Annotated in this window: 13 protein-coding genes; all 13 read right to left on the bottom strand. The window is 32.8% G+C overall.

Features of this window, described 5'->3' with window-relative positions; translation table 11 throughout:
* The 13 genes from G9Q29_RS13295 to G9Q29_RS13235 all read right to left on the bottom strand — a co-directional run bounded on the left by G9Q29_RS13295 (position 1) and on the right by G9Q29_RS13235 (position 14,244).
* Positions 1 to 1,092 carry an EpsG family protein gene (locus tag G9Q29_RS13295; RefSeq protein WP_166138284.1) on the bottom strand — a complete coding sequence of 364 codons (1,092 nt, stop codon included), beginning with the start codon at positions 1,090 to 1,092 and terminating at the stop codon, positions 1 to 3.
* 4 nt (positions 1,093 to 1,096) lie between these two features.
* On the bottom strand, positions 1,097 to 2,206 hold the full coding sequence (locus tag G9Q29_RS13290) for a glycosyltransferase family 4 protein (RefSeq protein ID WP_166138281.1): 1,110 nt from the start codon (positions 2,204 to 2,206) through the stop codon (positions 1,097 to 1,099).
* Entirely contained in the window at positions 2,203 to 3,279 is a 1,077-nt protein-coding gene (locus G9Q29_RS13285) for a glycosyltransferase family 4 protein (RefSeq protein WP_166138278.1), read from the bottom strand. Before G9Q29_RS13285 ends, G9Q29_RS13290 begins: the two co-directional genes overlap by 4 nt.
* A complete protein-coding gene (locus G9Q29_RS13280; RefSeq protein WP_166138275.1) occupies positions 3,276 to 4,238 on the bottom strand; it encodes an acyltransferase family protein in 963 nt (320 codons plus the stop codon). Before G9Q29_RS13280 ends, G9Q29_RS13285 begins: the two co-directional genes overlap by 4 nt.
* A 1-nt stretch (position 4,239) precedes the next feature.
* The gene (locus tag G9Q29_RS13275) at positions 4,240 to 5,283 is read right to left on the bottom strand and encodes an acyltransferase family protein (RefSeq protein WP_166138272.1); all 1,044 of its coding nucleotides are present in this window, start codon (positions 5,281 to 5,283) and stop codon (positions 4,240 to 4,242) included.
* A gap of 71 nt (positions 5,284 to 5,354) precedes the next feature.
* A complete protein-coding gene (locus G9Q29_RS13270) occupies positions 5,355 to 6,365 on the bottom strand; it encodes a glycosyltransferase family 2 protein (RefSeq protein WP_166138269.1) in 1,011 nt (336 codons plus the stop codon).
* Entirely contained in the window at positions 6,362 to 7,495 is a 1,134-nt protein-coding gene (locus G9Q29_RS13265) for a glycosyltransferase family 4 protein (RefSeq protein ID WP_166138264.1), read from the bottom strand. Before G9Q29_RS13265 ends, G9Q29_RS13270 begins: the two co-directional genes overlap by 4 nt.
* 60 nt (positions 7,496 to 7,555) lie before the next feature.
* The gene (locus G9Q29_RS13260) at positions 7,556 to 8,731 is read right to left on the bottom strand and encodes a glycosyltransferase (RefSeq protein ID WP_166138261.1); all 1,176 of its coding nucleotides are present in this window, start codon (positions 8,729 to 8,731) and stop codon (positions 7,556 to 7,558) included.
* On the bottom strand, positions 8,731 to 10,089 hold the full coding sequence (locus G9Q29_RS13255; RefSeq protein ID WP_166138258.1) for a GNAT family N-acetyltransferase: 1,359 nt from the start codon (positions 10,087 to 10,089) through the stop codon (positions 8,731 to 8,733). The genes G9Q29_RS13260 and G9Q29_RS13255 overlap by 1 nt, the downstream gene beginning before the upstream one ends.
* On the bottom strand, positions 10,082 to 11,026 hold the full coding sequence (locus G9Q29_RS13250) for a hypothetical protein (RefSeq protein WP_166138255.1): 945 nt from the start codon (positions 11,024 to 11,026) through the stop codon (positions 10,082 to 10,084). Before G9Q29_RS13250 ends, G9Q29_RS13255 begins: the two co-directional genes overlap by 8 nt.
* Positions 11,027 to 11,737, bottom strand: coding sequence for a WbqC family protein (locus G9Q29_RS13245; protein WP_166138252.1), 711 nt, complete (start codon positions 11,735 to 11,737; stop codon positions 11,027 to 11,029).
* A 3-nt stretch (positions 11,738 to 11,740) separates the two neighbouring features.
* Positions 11,741 to 12,808 (bottom strand): DegT/DnrJ/EryC1/StrS family aminotransferase, encoded by a 1,068-nt coding sequence (locus tag G9Q29_RS13240; RefSeq protein ID WP_166138249.1) that lies wholly within the window; start codon positions 12,806 to 12,808, stop codon positions 11,741 to 11,743.
* Complete coding sequence (locus tag G9Q29_RS13235; protein WP_166138246.1) at positions 12,805 to 14,244, bottom strand: lipopolysaccharide biosynthesis protein; 1,440 nt, start codon at positions 14,242 to 14,244, stop codon at positions 12,805 to 12,807. The genes G9Q29_RS13240 and G9Q29_RS13235 overlap by 4 nt, the downstream gene beginning before the upstream one ends.
* Positions 14,245 to 14,286 lie beyond the last annotated feature (42 nt).

Here is a 14,286-nt window from a genome sequence, read left to right as displayed (position 1 = left end):
TTAGGCAGCTAAAATTACATTCATTAAAAAAGTAAAACCGAAATACGCCATCAGTACCATTCCTAATACCTTATGTTGGTTTTTTACTTGAATTTTGGTTAAGAAAGGATATACAATAATGAGTCCCATCATAAACCAAGATAAATAGGCAAATCGGTTGCTGAAATTCGCTCGGATAACCAATATCCAAAAACCATTTGCTGTTAAATATATACTGACCAACCGGTTGTAGGTAGGGTTATTAAAATTTTTCTTAAAAATAAAAAAATAAGCACAGTACACCGCAGCCGCACTGTAGACAACGAAATCCCAGCGAAAACCAGTACTTGAAAAAGAGTCATCATTGATATTTCCACTTGTCAAATAACTTGATCGTTCATCCCCCATCAAACCTGAAAATAATGATTCCCAAAAACCTCCTGCTACTAACGACAGAGGAATACAAAGTATCCATGCGTAAAAGTACGATTTAGGATTTTTATAAAAATAAGTTAAAGCTAACGCCACAGCTGGAATGACTAATGATTTATGAACTCCGATTGACAGTGCAACCAGCATCAATTTGTAAGCTAATTTTTCTCTGGATAAAGCATACAAAAAAAGGGATGTAGCAATACCATTTCTAATCCCATTGGTGCCGTAGCTCCAAAATGAAAATGAGATTAAAAGCGCCAAAAAGGAGTAATAAGAATATCCCGCAAACCATTTTTTAGAAGCAAACCATAAAGGTAAAACGTATAACAATACACAGGTTACAAAAAAAAATTGTACGCTCATGATTTTAGCACAAACCTGCATGAAAAAATCAAATACAACATCTTCTTTAAACATATTCATATCCCCATTTTGGTATAGCTCAAATGTGGTAGCATAAGTTCCCATATCACCAAAATAAGCCCCACTTATAGGACGAAAACCAATATAAAGTATACTGAAAAACAATATAAAATAACCTAAAGACTGATTGGCAGCAATACTTTTTGGAGCAGTTATTTCAGTAGAATTTGAACGGATATATGTTACCAAAACAACCATCAATAAAAAATAATAGTAAATTTTAGTATAAAAGGCTAATGGTATAAAGTCAAGCATAGTATCAAAAATGTAATAAATTGAGCCATTGTTTCATGACTACTGCTGTAGAAAAGTGTGTGCTGTTTCGTTTTGCATTTTGTCCAAAAAATTGGCGCTTTTCTTCATTTTGCATCAAAAATAACATTTTTTTAGCTAAGTCCTCAGCATTTTGATTGATGGCAAGCAATCCATCTTCGCCGTCAGTAATTATATTTCGTGGCCCGTTGGGGCAATCAAAGGACACAACAGGAAGTCCTACAGATAAAGCTTCAAGCAATACCATCGGAAAACATTCTGTTATAGAACTCATCGCGTACAAACTGTAGTTTTGAAAAGTTTGTAGCATGTTGGTACTACTTCCTTTAAAAAAAATCGTCTTTTGTAACTGTTGCTCTGCAATTAAAAGCTCCAATTTTTCTTGTGTGCCTACATAATCCTCACCGTAAATGTGTAATTCCCACTCGGGAGCATTAAGATGAATAGTTTTCCAAGCTTGAATCAAATGGTCAAACCCTTTTACTGGAGAAATTCTACCGGCAGCAATGACCAAATTACTTTGTAAAGGTGCAACATCAACTGGGATAGTTATAGGATTTGGAATTACTACAACGTTTTGCGTTTTATAATACGGAACCTCATCTTTATTTAACACCACCAAATGATCGTATTTAGCCTCTATCCAATCGTTAAATTTAAAGTAAAGATTTTTAAAGAACGAATTGTTTTCAATTCGCGCTTTATTGTCAAAATAACGCGAAGAATGGAACTCCTTAATTTTTTTTGCTCTTTTATAGAAAAAAGGCATCCCATAATAATCAAAACCAAAATTACAAACAATGACTGCGTTGGGTTGTAACTTACGAAGGGCTCGATTTAATTTATAAAAATGCAATGGGAGTTTAGCAAGATTAGCTAGTGAAAAATAACTTTTTTCTCTATGATAATCAACACCTAAATCCAGGAACTTAATTTTGGCACTCAACGGATAACAAGGTTTATTGTTGCGCTGCTCACAGGTAAGAATCGTAACATCGTAACCCAATTCATCCGCAAAATAATTGGCTTTTGTTGCCATCACTTTTTCAATTCCGCCGTGCAGGTATATTTGATCCGTGTTAAATACTATTTTCATGAAATTAATTTTTTAAAGAGCAAATCCCACTGACTTACAACCGATGCTGGAAGAAAACGTTGCACATTTAGCTTGGCTCGCCTACCAAAAAGGATTCTCTTCTCTTCGTCTGCCATTAAATCCATCATTTTGAGTGCCAATGCTGCTACCTCTTCAGCTGGCACTAAGTATCCATCGACCGCATCTTGAATAATATCTCGTGGACCGGATGGACAATCAAAGCTAACACATGGCACTCCACAAGCCATCGCCTCAATTAACACCATTCCAAAACCCTCTGATCTTGAAGGTAAAACCATTAGTGCCGATTCTAAGTATTTTTTTTCTATATTTTGTACGGGCCCATTAAAAAAAACAGTCTGTTCAATTTCAAGTTTTGTAGCTAACTTTTCGTATTTATGATCGTGATGGCCCTTCCCGTAGAATGATAATTTCCAATCAGGAAATTTTTTCGTCACTTCTTGCCAAGCTAGTAAAAGTAAATCTACTCCTTTGTTATGAGATTGAGAACCCACAAAAATGACACTGTTAGTATTTAAAGTACTTGAAGTTGCAGGATAAAAAGTTAGCGGATTAGGAATACAAATCAAATTATTCGAAGTCCACTCGTTCAAATTACTTTTAGTAAGCACAATAAAAGCAGTAAAGTCAGCGGCTAGTTTTTGCATTAACTTTCGTTTCATTGTATTGGCAAGACCATTGGTCCTGTCCAATTCAATAGAGGCATGCCTTTCATAAATAATTGGTGTCTTGTAACCAATAATTTTAGGGATGAAAAATCCTTTCAGACCGTCATCACAAACTGAAACAACATTAGGTTCAATAGTCTTAATTATTTTTTGAATCCCATTTTTATATGACATGATATACTGAAATGGATTCCCTGCCACAGTTATTGATAGCATTTTAATTTTATCTGAAAAACGATAAAATGGGTCTTCATGCCCATCATTCAAGCAAAGAATAGTTACATCGTAATTGTATACTTCAGCTAAATATGAAGCCTTTACAGATAGAACACGCTCTAGACCGCCCGATCCATTGATACCGTTTGTAATGTACAATAGCTTCATTTAAATTTTTTAAGAATGGGTTTTTCTAAATATTCATAAATCAAGAAACTTAAACCTATGACAAATGCCATCGTTACTAAAATTGAACCAAAATGTGGCAAACCTGCTTTCATCAAATTATAAATTAAAATAAAACCAACGGTTTGATGTATTAAATACAAAGGATAGGATACTTTTCCTAGAAATATTAAGATGGGTGTATTCAGAAAAGATAACTTATTATAAATCAGTAAATAAAAAACACTTGCAAAAAAACATGTAAATAAAAAAACCTCAAGGTTCCTTTGAATTACAAACACACTAACTAATGCAATTACTAAAATAATTTGAGCAATACGATTTTTGTTGTTTTGATACAATAAATTAAAGAGTATACCAATTATAAAGAAAACTCCAAATTTAAGATTTAACACAATATCAATTATGGAGGGTCGTAAAAAAGCAGCATACATAAGTGCTAACCAAAGTAAACATATAAGTTCTATTTTCTGGAGTAAACTTAACTTCCATAAGGTAATCATTAAAGCATAAAATAGTAATTCATGTAACAATGACCAATAAGAACCATCTACATTACTAATATAAAAAAGACCGTGAAACATGAGCACATTCAAAATTTTTTCAACAGGTGCCACTTGGAAAGAATCTGTGTTATTAAATAACAAAACAAACAATGTAATCGATAAACAGATCCAATAGGTGGGATACAATCGGATAAATCGCTTGTACAAAAATTCTTTTACACTTTTTATTGTTTCCAAACTCATAAAAATCACGAACCCACTAATCATAAAAAATAATTCAACACCATGATGCCCATATTTAAAATCAAAAAAGGGATTAAAATCATAATTTAATTGAGATCGAAAAAAAAAAGTATAATGAAAATAGAGTACACTAATTGCGGCAACACCCCTTAAAGCCTCTAATTCGGGAATTCTTGTGGATTTACTCATCATATCAAAGACTACTTAAGTTTGTTTTTTTTAAAATTGCATTATTCAACAAATTCACAATTATTGAACTAAACAAACTACATGAAACGAGTACAAAAAAAATAGGTAAAACGTATGTTGCACTGTAAATGAATGATTCGAAATAGACCACATAAAAAAACATGTGTACCAACCACATATTAGTAGCATGCGGGGCAACATAATCAAAAATTTGTGCTACATTTTTTGACAAATTGAGCTGGCAGAATAAAAAAATAAAAGGAATTGCAAGAAATGGTGCTACTATAAAATTAGGAATAACACCGTGAATAACTATTAATACCGCAATAGCAACTAGAATTAGCGCATTTTTAAATTTTAGAGTTGCAAAAAAAAAACTCATTTTCGTGTTCCACTTGTACTTTAAGGCCATAGCACCTGAGCAAAAAGATAGCAGTGAGGTAGCATACAAACTCAACTGTCTTTGAAACCAGTTGAGCACGAAATTATCAAACGCTCCCGGCTGATACACCCTGTAATAAAAACCAATCACATAAATTATTAACAAGGTAGCCGACAAAAAAAGGAGCGGAAACCTGTCAATGATATAAAATAAATATGCCGAAGAAGCTACTAAAAGTAAGTAAGTAAAGAAAAACCACCAAGCGCTATTGTACGAAGTATCTATAGCGGTGACATTCAAAACAAACTTTGTTAGATCACCAGGTAGGCCATCCGCATTCATAAGCCAACCTAAAAGGACTGCAAATAGTAATAGGATAATCCAATAATTTATATACAACTTTTTTATTCTATCCGAATTTTCTTGTTTGTAAATTGCATTAGTATTTTTTACAAATTTAAAATACAATCCATACCCGCTTAAAAAACAAAAAATGGGCACACAAGCATCGCAAAACAGCGAAATATAATAGGATAAAGACTGCGTGCCAATAAACAGCAATGGTTGAAACAAACCTTTGAACGGTCTATTAAACAAATGAAGAAACAGCATCATTAAAACTGCAACTGCCTTCAGTTGATTTGATTTTTGAACCGATATCTCCATGAATTATTAATAAATTAGTATAAATTATTTTTTATAGGTACTGCAAAACCTTTATCCTTTTTTTTAAATATTTAAGATCGTTTCAAACGTCTTAAAAATTGGAAGACGGATGTAACGACTATTAAACATATAAACCAACGGTTTACAAACAACTTCCATAAGATTTTTTGCTCCAAAGAACGTATTTCTAAACGCGTTAACCTACTTTTACTCAAAGTATAGAGCTGTTTTAATTTACTCTTTTTTCCAGAGCTATTCTCTTTGCTAGCGCAAATACTTTGAGCTATTTTTAAAACTCCACTATTATACCTATTCCGAATAACTGGCTCTAAAAAAAGTAACTTATTGATAGTTGCCACCTGCAGTAATGCATCATGAACATGCTCTAAATCTGGTATATTTTGCAGCGTTATTAAGCCACTCAAACCATTTTCATGCAAACGATTGTAGTAATAAAGCGGACTTTTGACTAGCGCAATCTTTCGAATATGAGTCACATATTCAAATACAAAAACTAAATCTTCTGACAACTTTATCTCAGGATGCAGCAAGATGGAATGTTGTCTAACTATAGATGCAACAAATAATTTTCCCCACAATACACCAGTCACTCCGTGAAACAAATAATCATAAAACAAGGTAACATCTATAGTATTTTCGTCAAGAACTGCCTGAAAATCATGCAAAGAAATTCCGTCCTTAGCATAACGCGATAACTCATAATAACCGCCACAACTCAAGCCCAATTCTAAATTGTTCTTAAAGGGCTCGAACAATTTCTCTAAATAATGACGCTCGACGTAATCATCTGCATCTATAAATGATAAATAGCTTCCTAACGCTCGTTCAATTCCGTAATTGCGCGCCACTGAAACGCCTTCATTCACCTTTGTAAACAACCTAAAATGCGGTTTATCTTTAATAAAATCAAGTATTATTTGCGCGCTAGCATCTGTAGACCCATCATTAATTATCAGTACTTCATAAGAGCTATATGTTTGCAAATAAATACTTTGCAAACATTGCAGGATGTAATTTTGTGCATTGTAAACAGGTACAACGATACTTATTAAATCACTCATCGGTTGGTAATTAATCTTTCAAAAAGGTGAATCCATTTTGGCATGATAATTTCTGGTCGATACTGTTGACTACTTTGTAAAGCAGTATTGGCCATAATTTCGCGCTGTTCTGGATTGCCTATTAAATAAAGTATTTTTTCTTCCAAGAGCTTTTTATTTTTGAGTGGGATTAAAAAACCATTAGCGGTATCTTCAATGATCGCTGAGGGTCCGCATGGACAGTCGTAAGCTATTACAGGTAATTGCATTTGCATGGCTTCTACCAATACCATCCCAAATCCTTCGGCTAACGAGGTAAAAATAAAAAATGCTGAAGTACTATACTCTTGGGCAATAGCTTTTGAAATTCCTTTTAGAAACACATTCTTTTCTAATTGCAAATCAATTATCAACTTTTGCAGTTTCTCTTTTTCTGGCCCATCTCCATAGATATGCAATTCCCAATCAGGATGTGAGGAGGCAACAGAGCGCCAAACCATAATTTGGTCAGCAAAATTCTTAAACACATCTAAACGGCCGACACTAATCACACGCTTACTCTGAAAATCTTTTTGAAAATCAAAGGGCATAGTTACACAATTGGGTAGTACTTCCTTATTTTTAAAATAATAACGATCTTGTGCATCTTGCTCTGTTAGTAAAACAATGGTATCATATTGTTTCGCCAAATAATTATGCCAATGCATCATCAAAAGGTCTTTAGAAAAAAGACTTGTTCCACCACGAATAATTTTTTGGGCTTGATCAGAGCTATGTATTTCTCTTATTTTTATTGCTTTGGTTTTTAATTTTGGAATAATCAAATCATCATAGCCCAATTCTAAAACAGAAATAATATCAGGACTGATTGCGTCAATAAGTTTTTGATATACCTTTCGCAACACATAGGCATTGTAAAAAAAAGTTAACCCTTTTACATTGAACTTAGTACCAAAATAAGTACTAATAGCCATGTCGTGCACGGTAACTTTAGGAGAAATATCAAAACAAATAGGTTGCCCTTGTTGTTCAGCAATAATGATATGAATTTTGTGAGAAGAATGTTCGGCCAAATAATTGGCTTTATTAACCAAAACACTTTCGGTACCACCCGGTTTAATCAAAGCACCAATACAATAAACTATAGTCATGATCATTCAATATTATTTTCTAGCTAATTCAAATTGAATTAAGCTTTTAAACGGTGTATTTTAAGAATTTATATAAAAATCAAATGACTGCAATGGATTACTAAACTCAAATTTGGAATTATACTCTCCCATTTTATCCCTCAATTGCTTGTCCTGTATCAGTTTTTCTAATGCATTATAAAATGAATCTTCATTAAAATCTACAATTATACCGTTGACATTATTTATAATTTCCTCGCTAGCACCTGAAAAATTAGTACATACAATTGGTTTTTTAAAAAACTTTGCTTCTAGAATTGATACACAATGCCCTTCATAAAAGGACGGTTGCAAATACAAATCACAAGACTTATAATAAGGATATGGATTCCCCTTTTTTCCTAAAAACACTACTGATTTATTCATTCCGAAATTATCAACTACACTTTCTAAATGCTGTTTTTGATTGCCATCTCCAATGATGTACCAGCAAAAATTATATCCGTTATCTTGTAGTCGTTTCATCGTTGGTAAAAATTGCTCGTGCCCTTTTTCTTTTGAGAGTCTTCCTACGGTAACAATATTAACAACATCGGTATTGAAAGCTTTAATTGGCTCGGTACTTAAGTCTAAAATTTTATCGAACAAAAGTAAATTATGTTTCACTTTAGTTTTGGTTACCAACTTTGGCAAAACGTTTAAAAAATGAGTCATAACATCCGCTGATACACAGACTATTTTATCAAATTTCTGATAAATAGCGCTCATAACATTTTTATTAAAGTAAATTTTTGAAACATCAAAATGTATCCATTGTATTTTATGATGTGCCTTCACTTTGTGGATAACAAAGTTGCTTATAAAACTATGCGGACCTGCAAATGCAATAGCATAATCAAAAGACGCATCAATTTTTGGAACTTTATTTTTAACAAATGAATAATAGTAATCGTTCTTGACATCAAGTTTAGAAATAAAGTAGTACAGCAAAGACTTGAATGCTGTAGCAACTTTTAGTCGTTTTAACGATTGGAGAAATAAAACATTAAAGCTGGTGTTGATAACCTTATTGATCTCATTTGAATTTTCTAGATAAATAATTTTAACTCTATCTGGAATTTCGTTTAGAAGTTCGCCTGAGTTCTCCAATAATAATAGCGTTACCTCATCATCAGTAGATAAGGTTTCTATCAAATTTAAAAACGACTTTTCAGTTCCTCCTAAATTCATATTTATGAGGACAAATAATAACTTCATTATAGATATACTTTACAAATTCCCTTGATAAATATTTTAAGATCTAAAACTGTAATATGGTTTACAGTTTTAAAAAAAGAAAGTTGGTATTTTATAAATTCTCTATCTCTTGAATCAATTAGTATTTTGAACAATTGCCCATATCTTTCTCTCAAAATATCGTCGGTATCTTGTTTTGAGGAAATCTTGTTTAGGTTCTGTTTTGTGATTTGCAGTGCATCTAAAGCAAATTTCTTTAGTTTTAAAGCATTATTTCGTCCAGAGGCTGAATTTTGCAAAATTCTATAATATGCTGTGTTGTCTGACAATTTATAAACTCTAGCACGAGAACACATAAAAAGCCATAGTTGATAGTCGCCCATACTCAGCTCTAAATTATTTTGCTCTTTAAAATATTCAATAATTAATTCCTTTTTGAATAAGGCTGTAACCGTGCCTACTGCACTATCTTTTAGAATGTCTTTTAAAATTATCTCTTTACTAGTATCAAAAGTCGTAGTGGTTTCATCAGAAGTATAATGGGTACAAACCAAACCATAAGTTGGATTAGCTTCTAAAAAATCAACTTGCTTTTGTAATTTTAAGGGATCTGTCCAATAATCATCGCCTTCGCAAATAGCAATGTATTTGCCGGTACAACTTTTAAAAATTTGCTCTTGATTTTTTTGGGCACCAACGTTTTGATCATGTAACAATAATTTAAACTTACCAGGGAATCTCTCGTTGAAATTTAAAATAATACTTCTTGAATTATCTTTGGAACAATCTTCACCTAAGACAATATCGTAATTAAAAGTACATTTTTGCATTAAAAGTGAATCCAAACACTCGACAATATATTTTTCATGATTATAAACCATACAAAAAATACTTACCGTAGGCTGCTGCAAAGATTCTAAAAAACATACCATTTTCAAATTTTGCTCAACTACTTGTTCTTTTTCAAAACCTGATTTTTCATATACACGTACCGCTGCTGCATTGTCTACATTAACTTGTAAATAAACTTCATTTAGCTGTAAAGTTTCTCTTGCATAAGTCAAAATTTGAAAGGTTGCCAATTGCGCGATTCCTTTGCCCCAGTAATTTTTATCACCAATAAAAATATGATACTGCGCATCTTGCTTAGTTAAGTTGGTAAGTTGAATATTTCCAACATACACGCCATCAACAATGATTGCAAAACGTTTGGAAATCTTTTCTGTTATAACTTTTACGATCCAATCTCTCTCAATATCATAGGTAATTTCTAGATTAGGACGCGAACCAGTATATTTCCAAATCTCTTCATCATTGCGCCATAGATATGAAATAGCTGCATCTTCAATTTGTAATGGTCTGATGTAAACATTATACATAACTAATGATTTTTTTCATTTCAGCAATAGAATATCTTTGATCAATTGGGAGATGGATTAAATTTTCAGCCATTTCACATTCTAAAGTACTTCCGTTCCAACTTTTTACATTTGGCCAATATTTTGCACAATAAATTTTGTTTTCCAAAAGACGTTGTCGAAGTGATAAATCGCTTGTCAAAAAAGGATAAACCATAGGAACTTGTGAGTTATTTTTAATCACTTTGAACCTATTGTCATCTCCCAAAATAGAGTGTAAAAAATTATAATTTTCCAATCTCTTTAGTCTAATCGTTTCATAATCTATGGATTGTAAAACAGACTCTGTAAATCTTGACATTTTCAAAATGGGTTGTCCAATTAAACTAGCATCGTTTAATGCAAATTCGTTGTAACCTTCTTCCGCCGATTTGTCAATTCGTGTTGTTAAATGACTCAATCGCTGCCCAGAATAATCTTGTTCAATCTCTGAGTTATCCAATTCATTACTAAATAAATAGGCACCGTCAGCAACACCTACAAATTTACGAGCAGAATAAAATGTTTCAAATCCAGTTATTGGGTCTGAAAAAAATGATTGCGCATTGTCAATCACGATATTAAAATTATTTCGGGGCAATAGCTTTATATAATCATCTTTTAAACCGAAGTAATTTGTGTACAGAAAAATTTGTTTTTTTTGAACTTTATCAAAATCAAAAATGGGTTCTAAGTTTTCGTCGATATGATACATTTCATATTTTATACCTAGTTTAGTAGCTGGCTCTAATAAAACGTCACAGGTAAAATAAGGCAAATAGATTTTATCAATTTGATTCACTTTTAAAATGTACTCTAAACTATTTCTACCAGAATTTAATAAAACACAATTGGAACCACGGTGATAGTGATTTCCTCTATTTAATTCAAGACCAAAATATCCTCCTATCGATTCCATTTATAATAATTTGTAATTGTCAAGCATAAAATTAATTTCATCCGGAGAATTGAACATTAAAATGTCGATAATTGATAAACCTGGCTCAAACATTTCTCTTTTCTGATCATATTCTTGTAAAGTAACATGTTGAAAAAAAAGATTAATTCCTTCTTTATCGTATTTGGTTTTGTCGAAAAAAGTTAAGCCTCCTACTGGATTCCAGTATTCATTGACTTCAGGCAACATTTTACAAATATTTAAAGCCCATTCATCAGGTGCAGTGGCATCAGCAACTTTGAGATTCATCTCAGAAAACACTTCTATTTTGTGATTTATTCCTAAATAATCACATATCACTTGAAGAGAAAACTTGTTTAACTCAACTACTGTTTCAAACTTTTGTTCAAAAACTGAATTTAATAAGTTAATTACTTTAAAATAATAAGGAGCTGATTTTTTGTATACTATTAATTGCGACAAAATCTTTTTTTGCCATAATTCAACGTTATTTATCTTCAAATCTTTAATTAATGTATCTCGTCCTTTGTTCGATGAAGGTACTTGGATGTATAGCCAAGAATCTTTTTGCTTTAAAATTCTATTTCTATCTATCCAACCATGTCTTATATACTGCACGGTATCAAAAAGAATAAACCGTTCAGTGTGCTTTATTAAACTAAAATAACCTATGTAAGGAAAAAAGTATGGTTGCATTATTGCAATTTTCATCTTCTAATTGTTGATTGTGGTTATTATTTTCACGACATCTTCTTCTTCCAATCCTTCGTACAGGGGTAAACATAGAACGCGTGAAGCAATACTTTCAGATACTGGCATTGGTTCACCGTTCACGTACGGTATTGTGTTTAAAGAAGGATAAAAATACCTTCTCGGAAAAATTTGTTTGTCATTCAATGCTTTTTGAACTTCGAGCAATCGTGCTTCGCTCTCAAAAATAACTGGATAGTAACTGTAATTCCACTCGGTATTATTTCTAATTTTTAATGGAGTTAGTTTGGTGAAATCAAGTTGCGCTGCATACCATTCTACTACTTGTTTTCTGCTGGCAACAATACGCTCCATGTACGGCAAAACGCTCAATCCCATGGCCGCTTGCAGTTCAGATATTTTACCGTTTATTCCTAGTCCGAAAAATTCTAAAGGACCATTGTGACCAAAATTATGACTGTAAAAAAGTTTGTGATTCAAGTCAGCATCTTTACAAAACACTGCGCCACCCTCACCGGTATGAAACAACTTAGTCGCGTGAAAACTACAGGTACTTACATCACCGTACTCAAAAATAGATTGCCCATTGTAGGTTACCCCAAAGGCATGGGCAGCATCGTAAATAACTTTTAGGTTGTGTTTGGCTGCAATTACTTCAATTGCCTCAATTGCGCAAGGATTTCCAAAAACGTGTGTTGCTAAAATAGCAGTCGTTTTTGCTGTTATCGCCGCCTCAATTTTGGTTTCGTCAATTGTTAAATACTCCGGATGAATGTCTACAAAAACTGGCGTGCAATGTTCCCAAAGGATTGCTGATGTAGTGGCTACATAACTAAACGGGGTGGTAATAATTTCGCCTTGTTGCCCTAAGACTTGTAATGCAATTTGAATGGGAATAGTACCATTATTCATGATAATGATATTCGACACGTCTAGTTTTGCTTTCAGTTTTATCTCTAGCTCCTGCAGCAGTTCACCTCGATTAGTCAACCACTGATTTTTCCACACACGTTCTAGTTGCTTATTGTAATCTTCTAAAGGCGGAAAAAATGTTTTTGTAACGTTTATCATTTTCTTTTTGCAATTGTAATTAATTCAAATAATGAACCGAGCTTAAACAAAAAAGCTGCGGCTGTAAAAACCAAGACTCCTAAAATACTACCAAAAACTAGTCTAAAAAAATCGATAAAATAATAATTATTTAGGAACAAATCTGCTGCAAGCGTAACGGCTCCGGCTAAAACACTTACTGCAATAATAGGTAAAATATCTTTGGTTTGCTCCCAAGCGCTATACTTTAAAAAACGGCCGCTGTAATGGGTATTGATAAAGAAACACAACACCGATCCCACAACACTGCCGTAAAGTAAACCATAAATGCCAAACTGAAATGAAATTAATATAATGACTACAGTTAAAATTTTCTTGACAATTTCTAATTTTAAAAACAAATCGCTTCGGCCTTTAACGTTCAATATTTGAAGATTATAGGAATGTATTGGGTATAAAATGCCATTAAAACAGAGAATTTGAAAATACGGAACGGCTGGCAACCACTTTTCAGTAAGTAAAAATCGAAAAAGAGGCTCTGCTAAAACTGCCATTAAAACCAGCGTTGGTGTTACTAAAAACAAAACCATTTGCATGATTTTTTTGTAAACCATTTTTAAACGAACATCATCATTTTGAATCGTAGCAAACAACGGAAAAGTTACTTTGCCAATAATTGAATTAATGGCACTTACTGGAAACATTTGTAAACTCTCGGCACGATTGTAAAAACCAACCTGTGCTGGTGCAAAAAATTTTCCAATAATAATGGTATACGCATTGACAAAAAGGATGTCTAAAATACCCGAAAACATTAACTTGATTCCGTAGTGAAAATGATAGTGAAATTTTTCTTTGTTAAAACCCCATAATGGTTTCCATTTTGCAAAATACCATAATTGCACTGTGGAGGCTAACGCCTGAATAATTGCGCTCCAGACCAAACTCCAAACTCCGTAACCGTAATAAGCCATTGCAATACCAATTGAACAACCCAATATTAGTGAAGGTATTGAAACTTTTAGTTGGGTTTTAAAGTCCATGTTTTTATTCAACCGAGTAATTTGTATGGCTGAAAAGGCATTGATAACAAACGTTACGCTGTACACACGAACCACAGCCGTAAGTACGGGTTGGTTGTAAAAATCAGCGATAAAAGGAGCTACCAGTATAAAAAGAACATATAACAAACCACTTACGACCAAATTAAAATAGAACACTGTCGAATAATCTTCTTCATCTAAATTTTCAGAACGAATTAATGAAGTTGTTAGACCGCTATTAATTAGTGTAGCAGCTAAGCCCATAAAAATACCTAGCATTGCTATTAAACCGAATTCAGCAGGAAGTAATAAACGAGCCAAAATAATCGAAACCACAAGACCAATTCCTTGCGTGCCAAACAACTGCAACGAACTCCAAAATACGCCAGATAACGCTTGTTTTTTTAAGGACATTTAAATTATTATTATTTTATGTAATTCGAAAACAACTAAAAT

Origin of the sequence: Flavobacterium turcicum, from assembly GCF_011365745.1 — a bacterium.
GTDB lineage: Bacteria > Bacteroidota > Bacteroidia > Flavobacteriales > Flavobacteriaceae > Flavobacterium > Flavobacterium turcicum.
Note: the sequence above shows the minus strand (reverse complement) of the source record. Positions and strands in the feature narration are given on the sequence as shown.

What these genes read in the sequence shown, in the direction of transcription:
- G9Q29_RS13295 (WP_166138284.1), bottom strand. Translation starts at nt 1,092, where the DNA reads ATGCTTGACTTTATACCATTAGCCTTTTATACTAAAATTTACTATTAT.
- G9Q29_RS13290 (WP_166138281.1), bottom strand. Translation starts at nt 2,206, where the DNA reads ATGAAAATAGTATTTAACACGGATCAAATATACCTGCACGGCGGAATT.
- G9Q29_RS13285 (WP_166138278.1), bottom strand. Translation starts at nt 3,279, where the DNA reads ATGAAGCTATTGTACATTACAAACGGTATCAATGGATCGGGCGGTCTA.
- G9Q29_RS13280 (WP_166138275.1), bottom strand. Translation starts at nt 4,238, where the DNA reads ATGATGAGTAAATCCACAAGAATTCCCGAATTAGAGGCTTTAAGGGGT.
- G9Q29_RS13275 (WP_166138272.1), bottom strand. Translation starts at nt 5,283, where the DNA reads ATGGAGATATCGGTTCAAAAATCAAATCAACTGAAGGCAGTTGCAGTT.
- G9Q29_RS13270 (WP_166138269.1), bottom strand. Translation starts at nt 6,365, where the DNA reads ATGAGTGATTTAATAAGTATCGTTGTACCTGTTTACAATGCACAAAAT.
- G9Q29_RS13265 (WP_166138264.1), bottom strand. Translation starts at nt 7,495, where the DNA reads ATGACTATAGTTTATTGTATTGGTGCTTTGATTAAACCGGGTGGTACC.
- G9Q29_RS13260 (WP_166138261.1), bottom strand. Translation starts at nt 8,731, where the DNA reads ATGAAGTTATTATTTGTCCTCATAAATATGAATTTAGGAGGAACTGAA.
- G9Q29_RS13255 (WP_166138258.1), bottom strand. Translation starts at nt 10,089, where the DNA reads ATGTATAATGTTTACATCAGACCATTACAAATTGAAGATGCAGCTATT.
- G9Q29_RS13250 (WP_166138255.1), bottom strand. Translation starts at nt 11,026, where the DNA reads ATGGAATCGATAGGAGGATATTTTGGTCTTGAATTAAATAGAGGAAAT.
- G9Q29_RS13245 (WP_166138252.1), bottom strand. Translation starts at nt 11,737, where the DNA reads ATGAAAATTGCAATAATGCAACCATACTTTTTTCCTTACATAGGTTAT.
- G9Q29_RS13240 (WP_166138249.1), bottom strand. Translation starts at nt 12,808, where the DNA reads ATGATAAACGTTACAAAAACATTTTTTCCGCCTTTAGAAGATTACAAT.
- G9Q29_RS13235 (WP_166138246.1), bottom strand. Translation starts at nt 14,244, where the DNA reads ATGTCCTTAAAAAAACAAGCGTTATCTGGCGTATTTTGGAGTTCGTTG.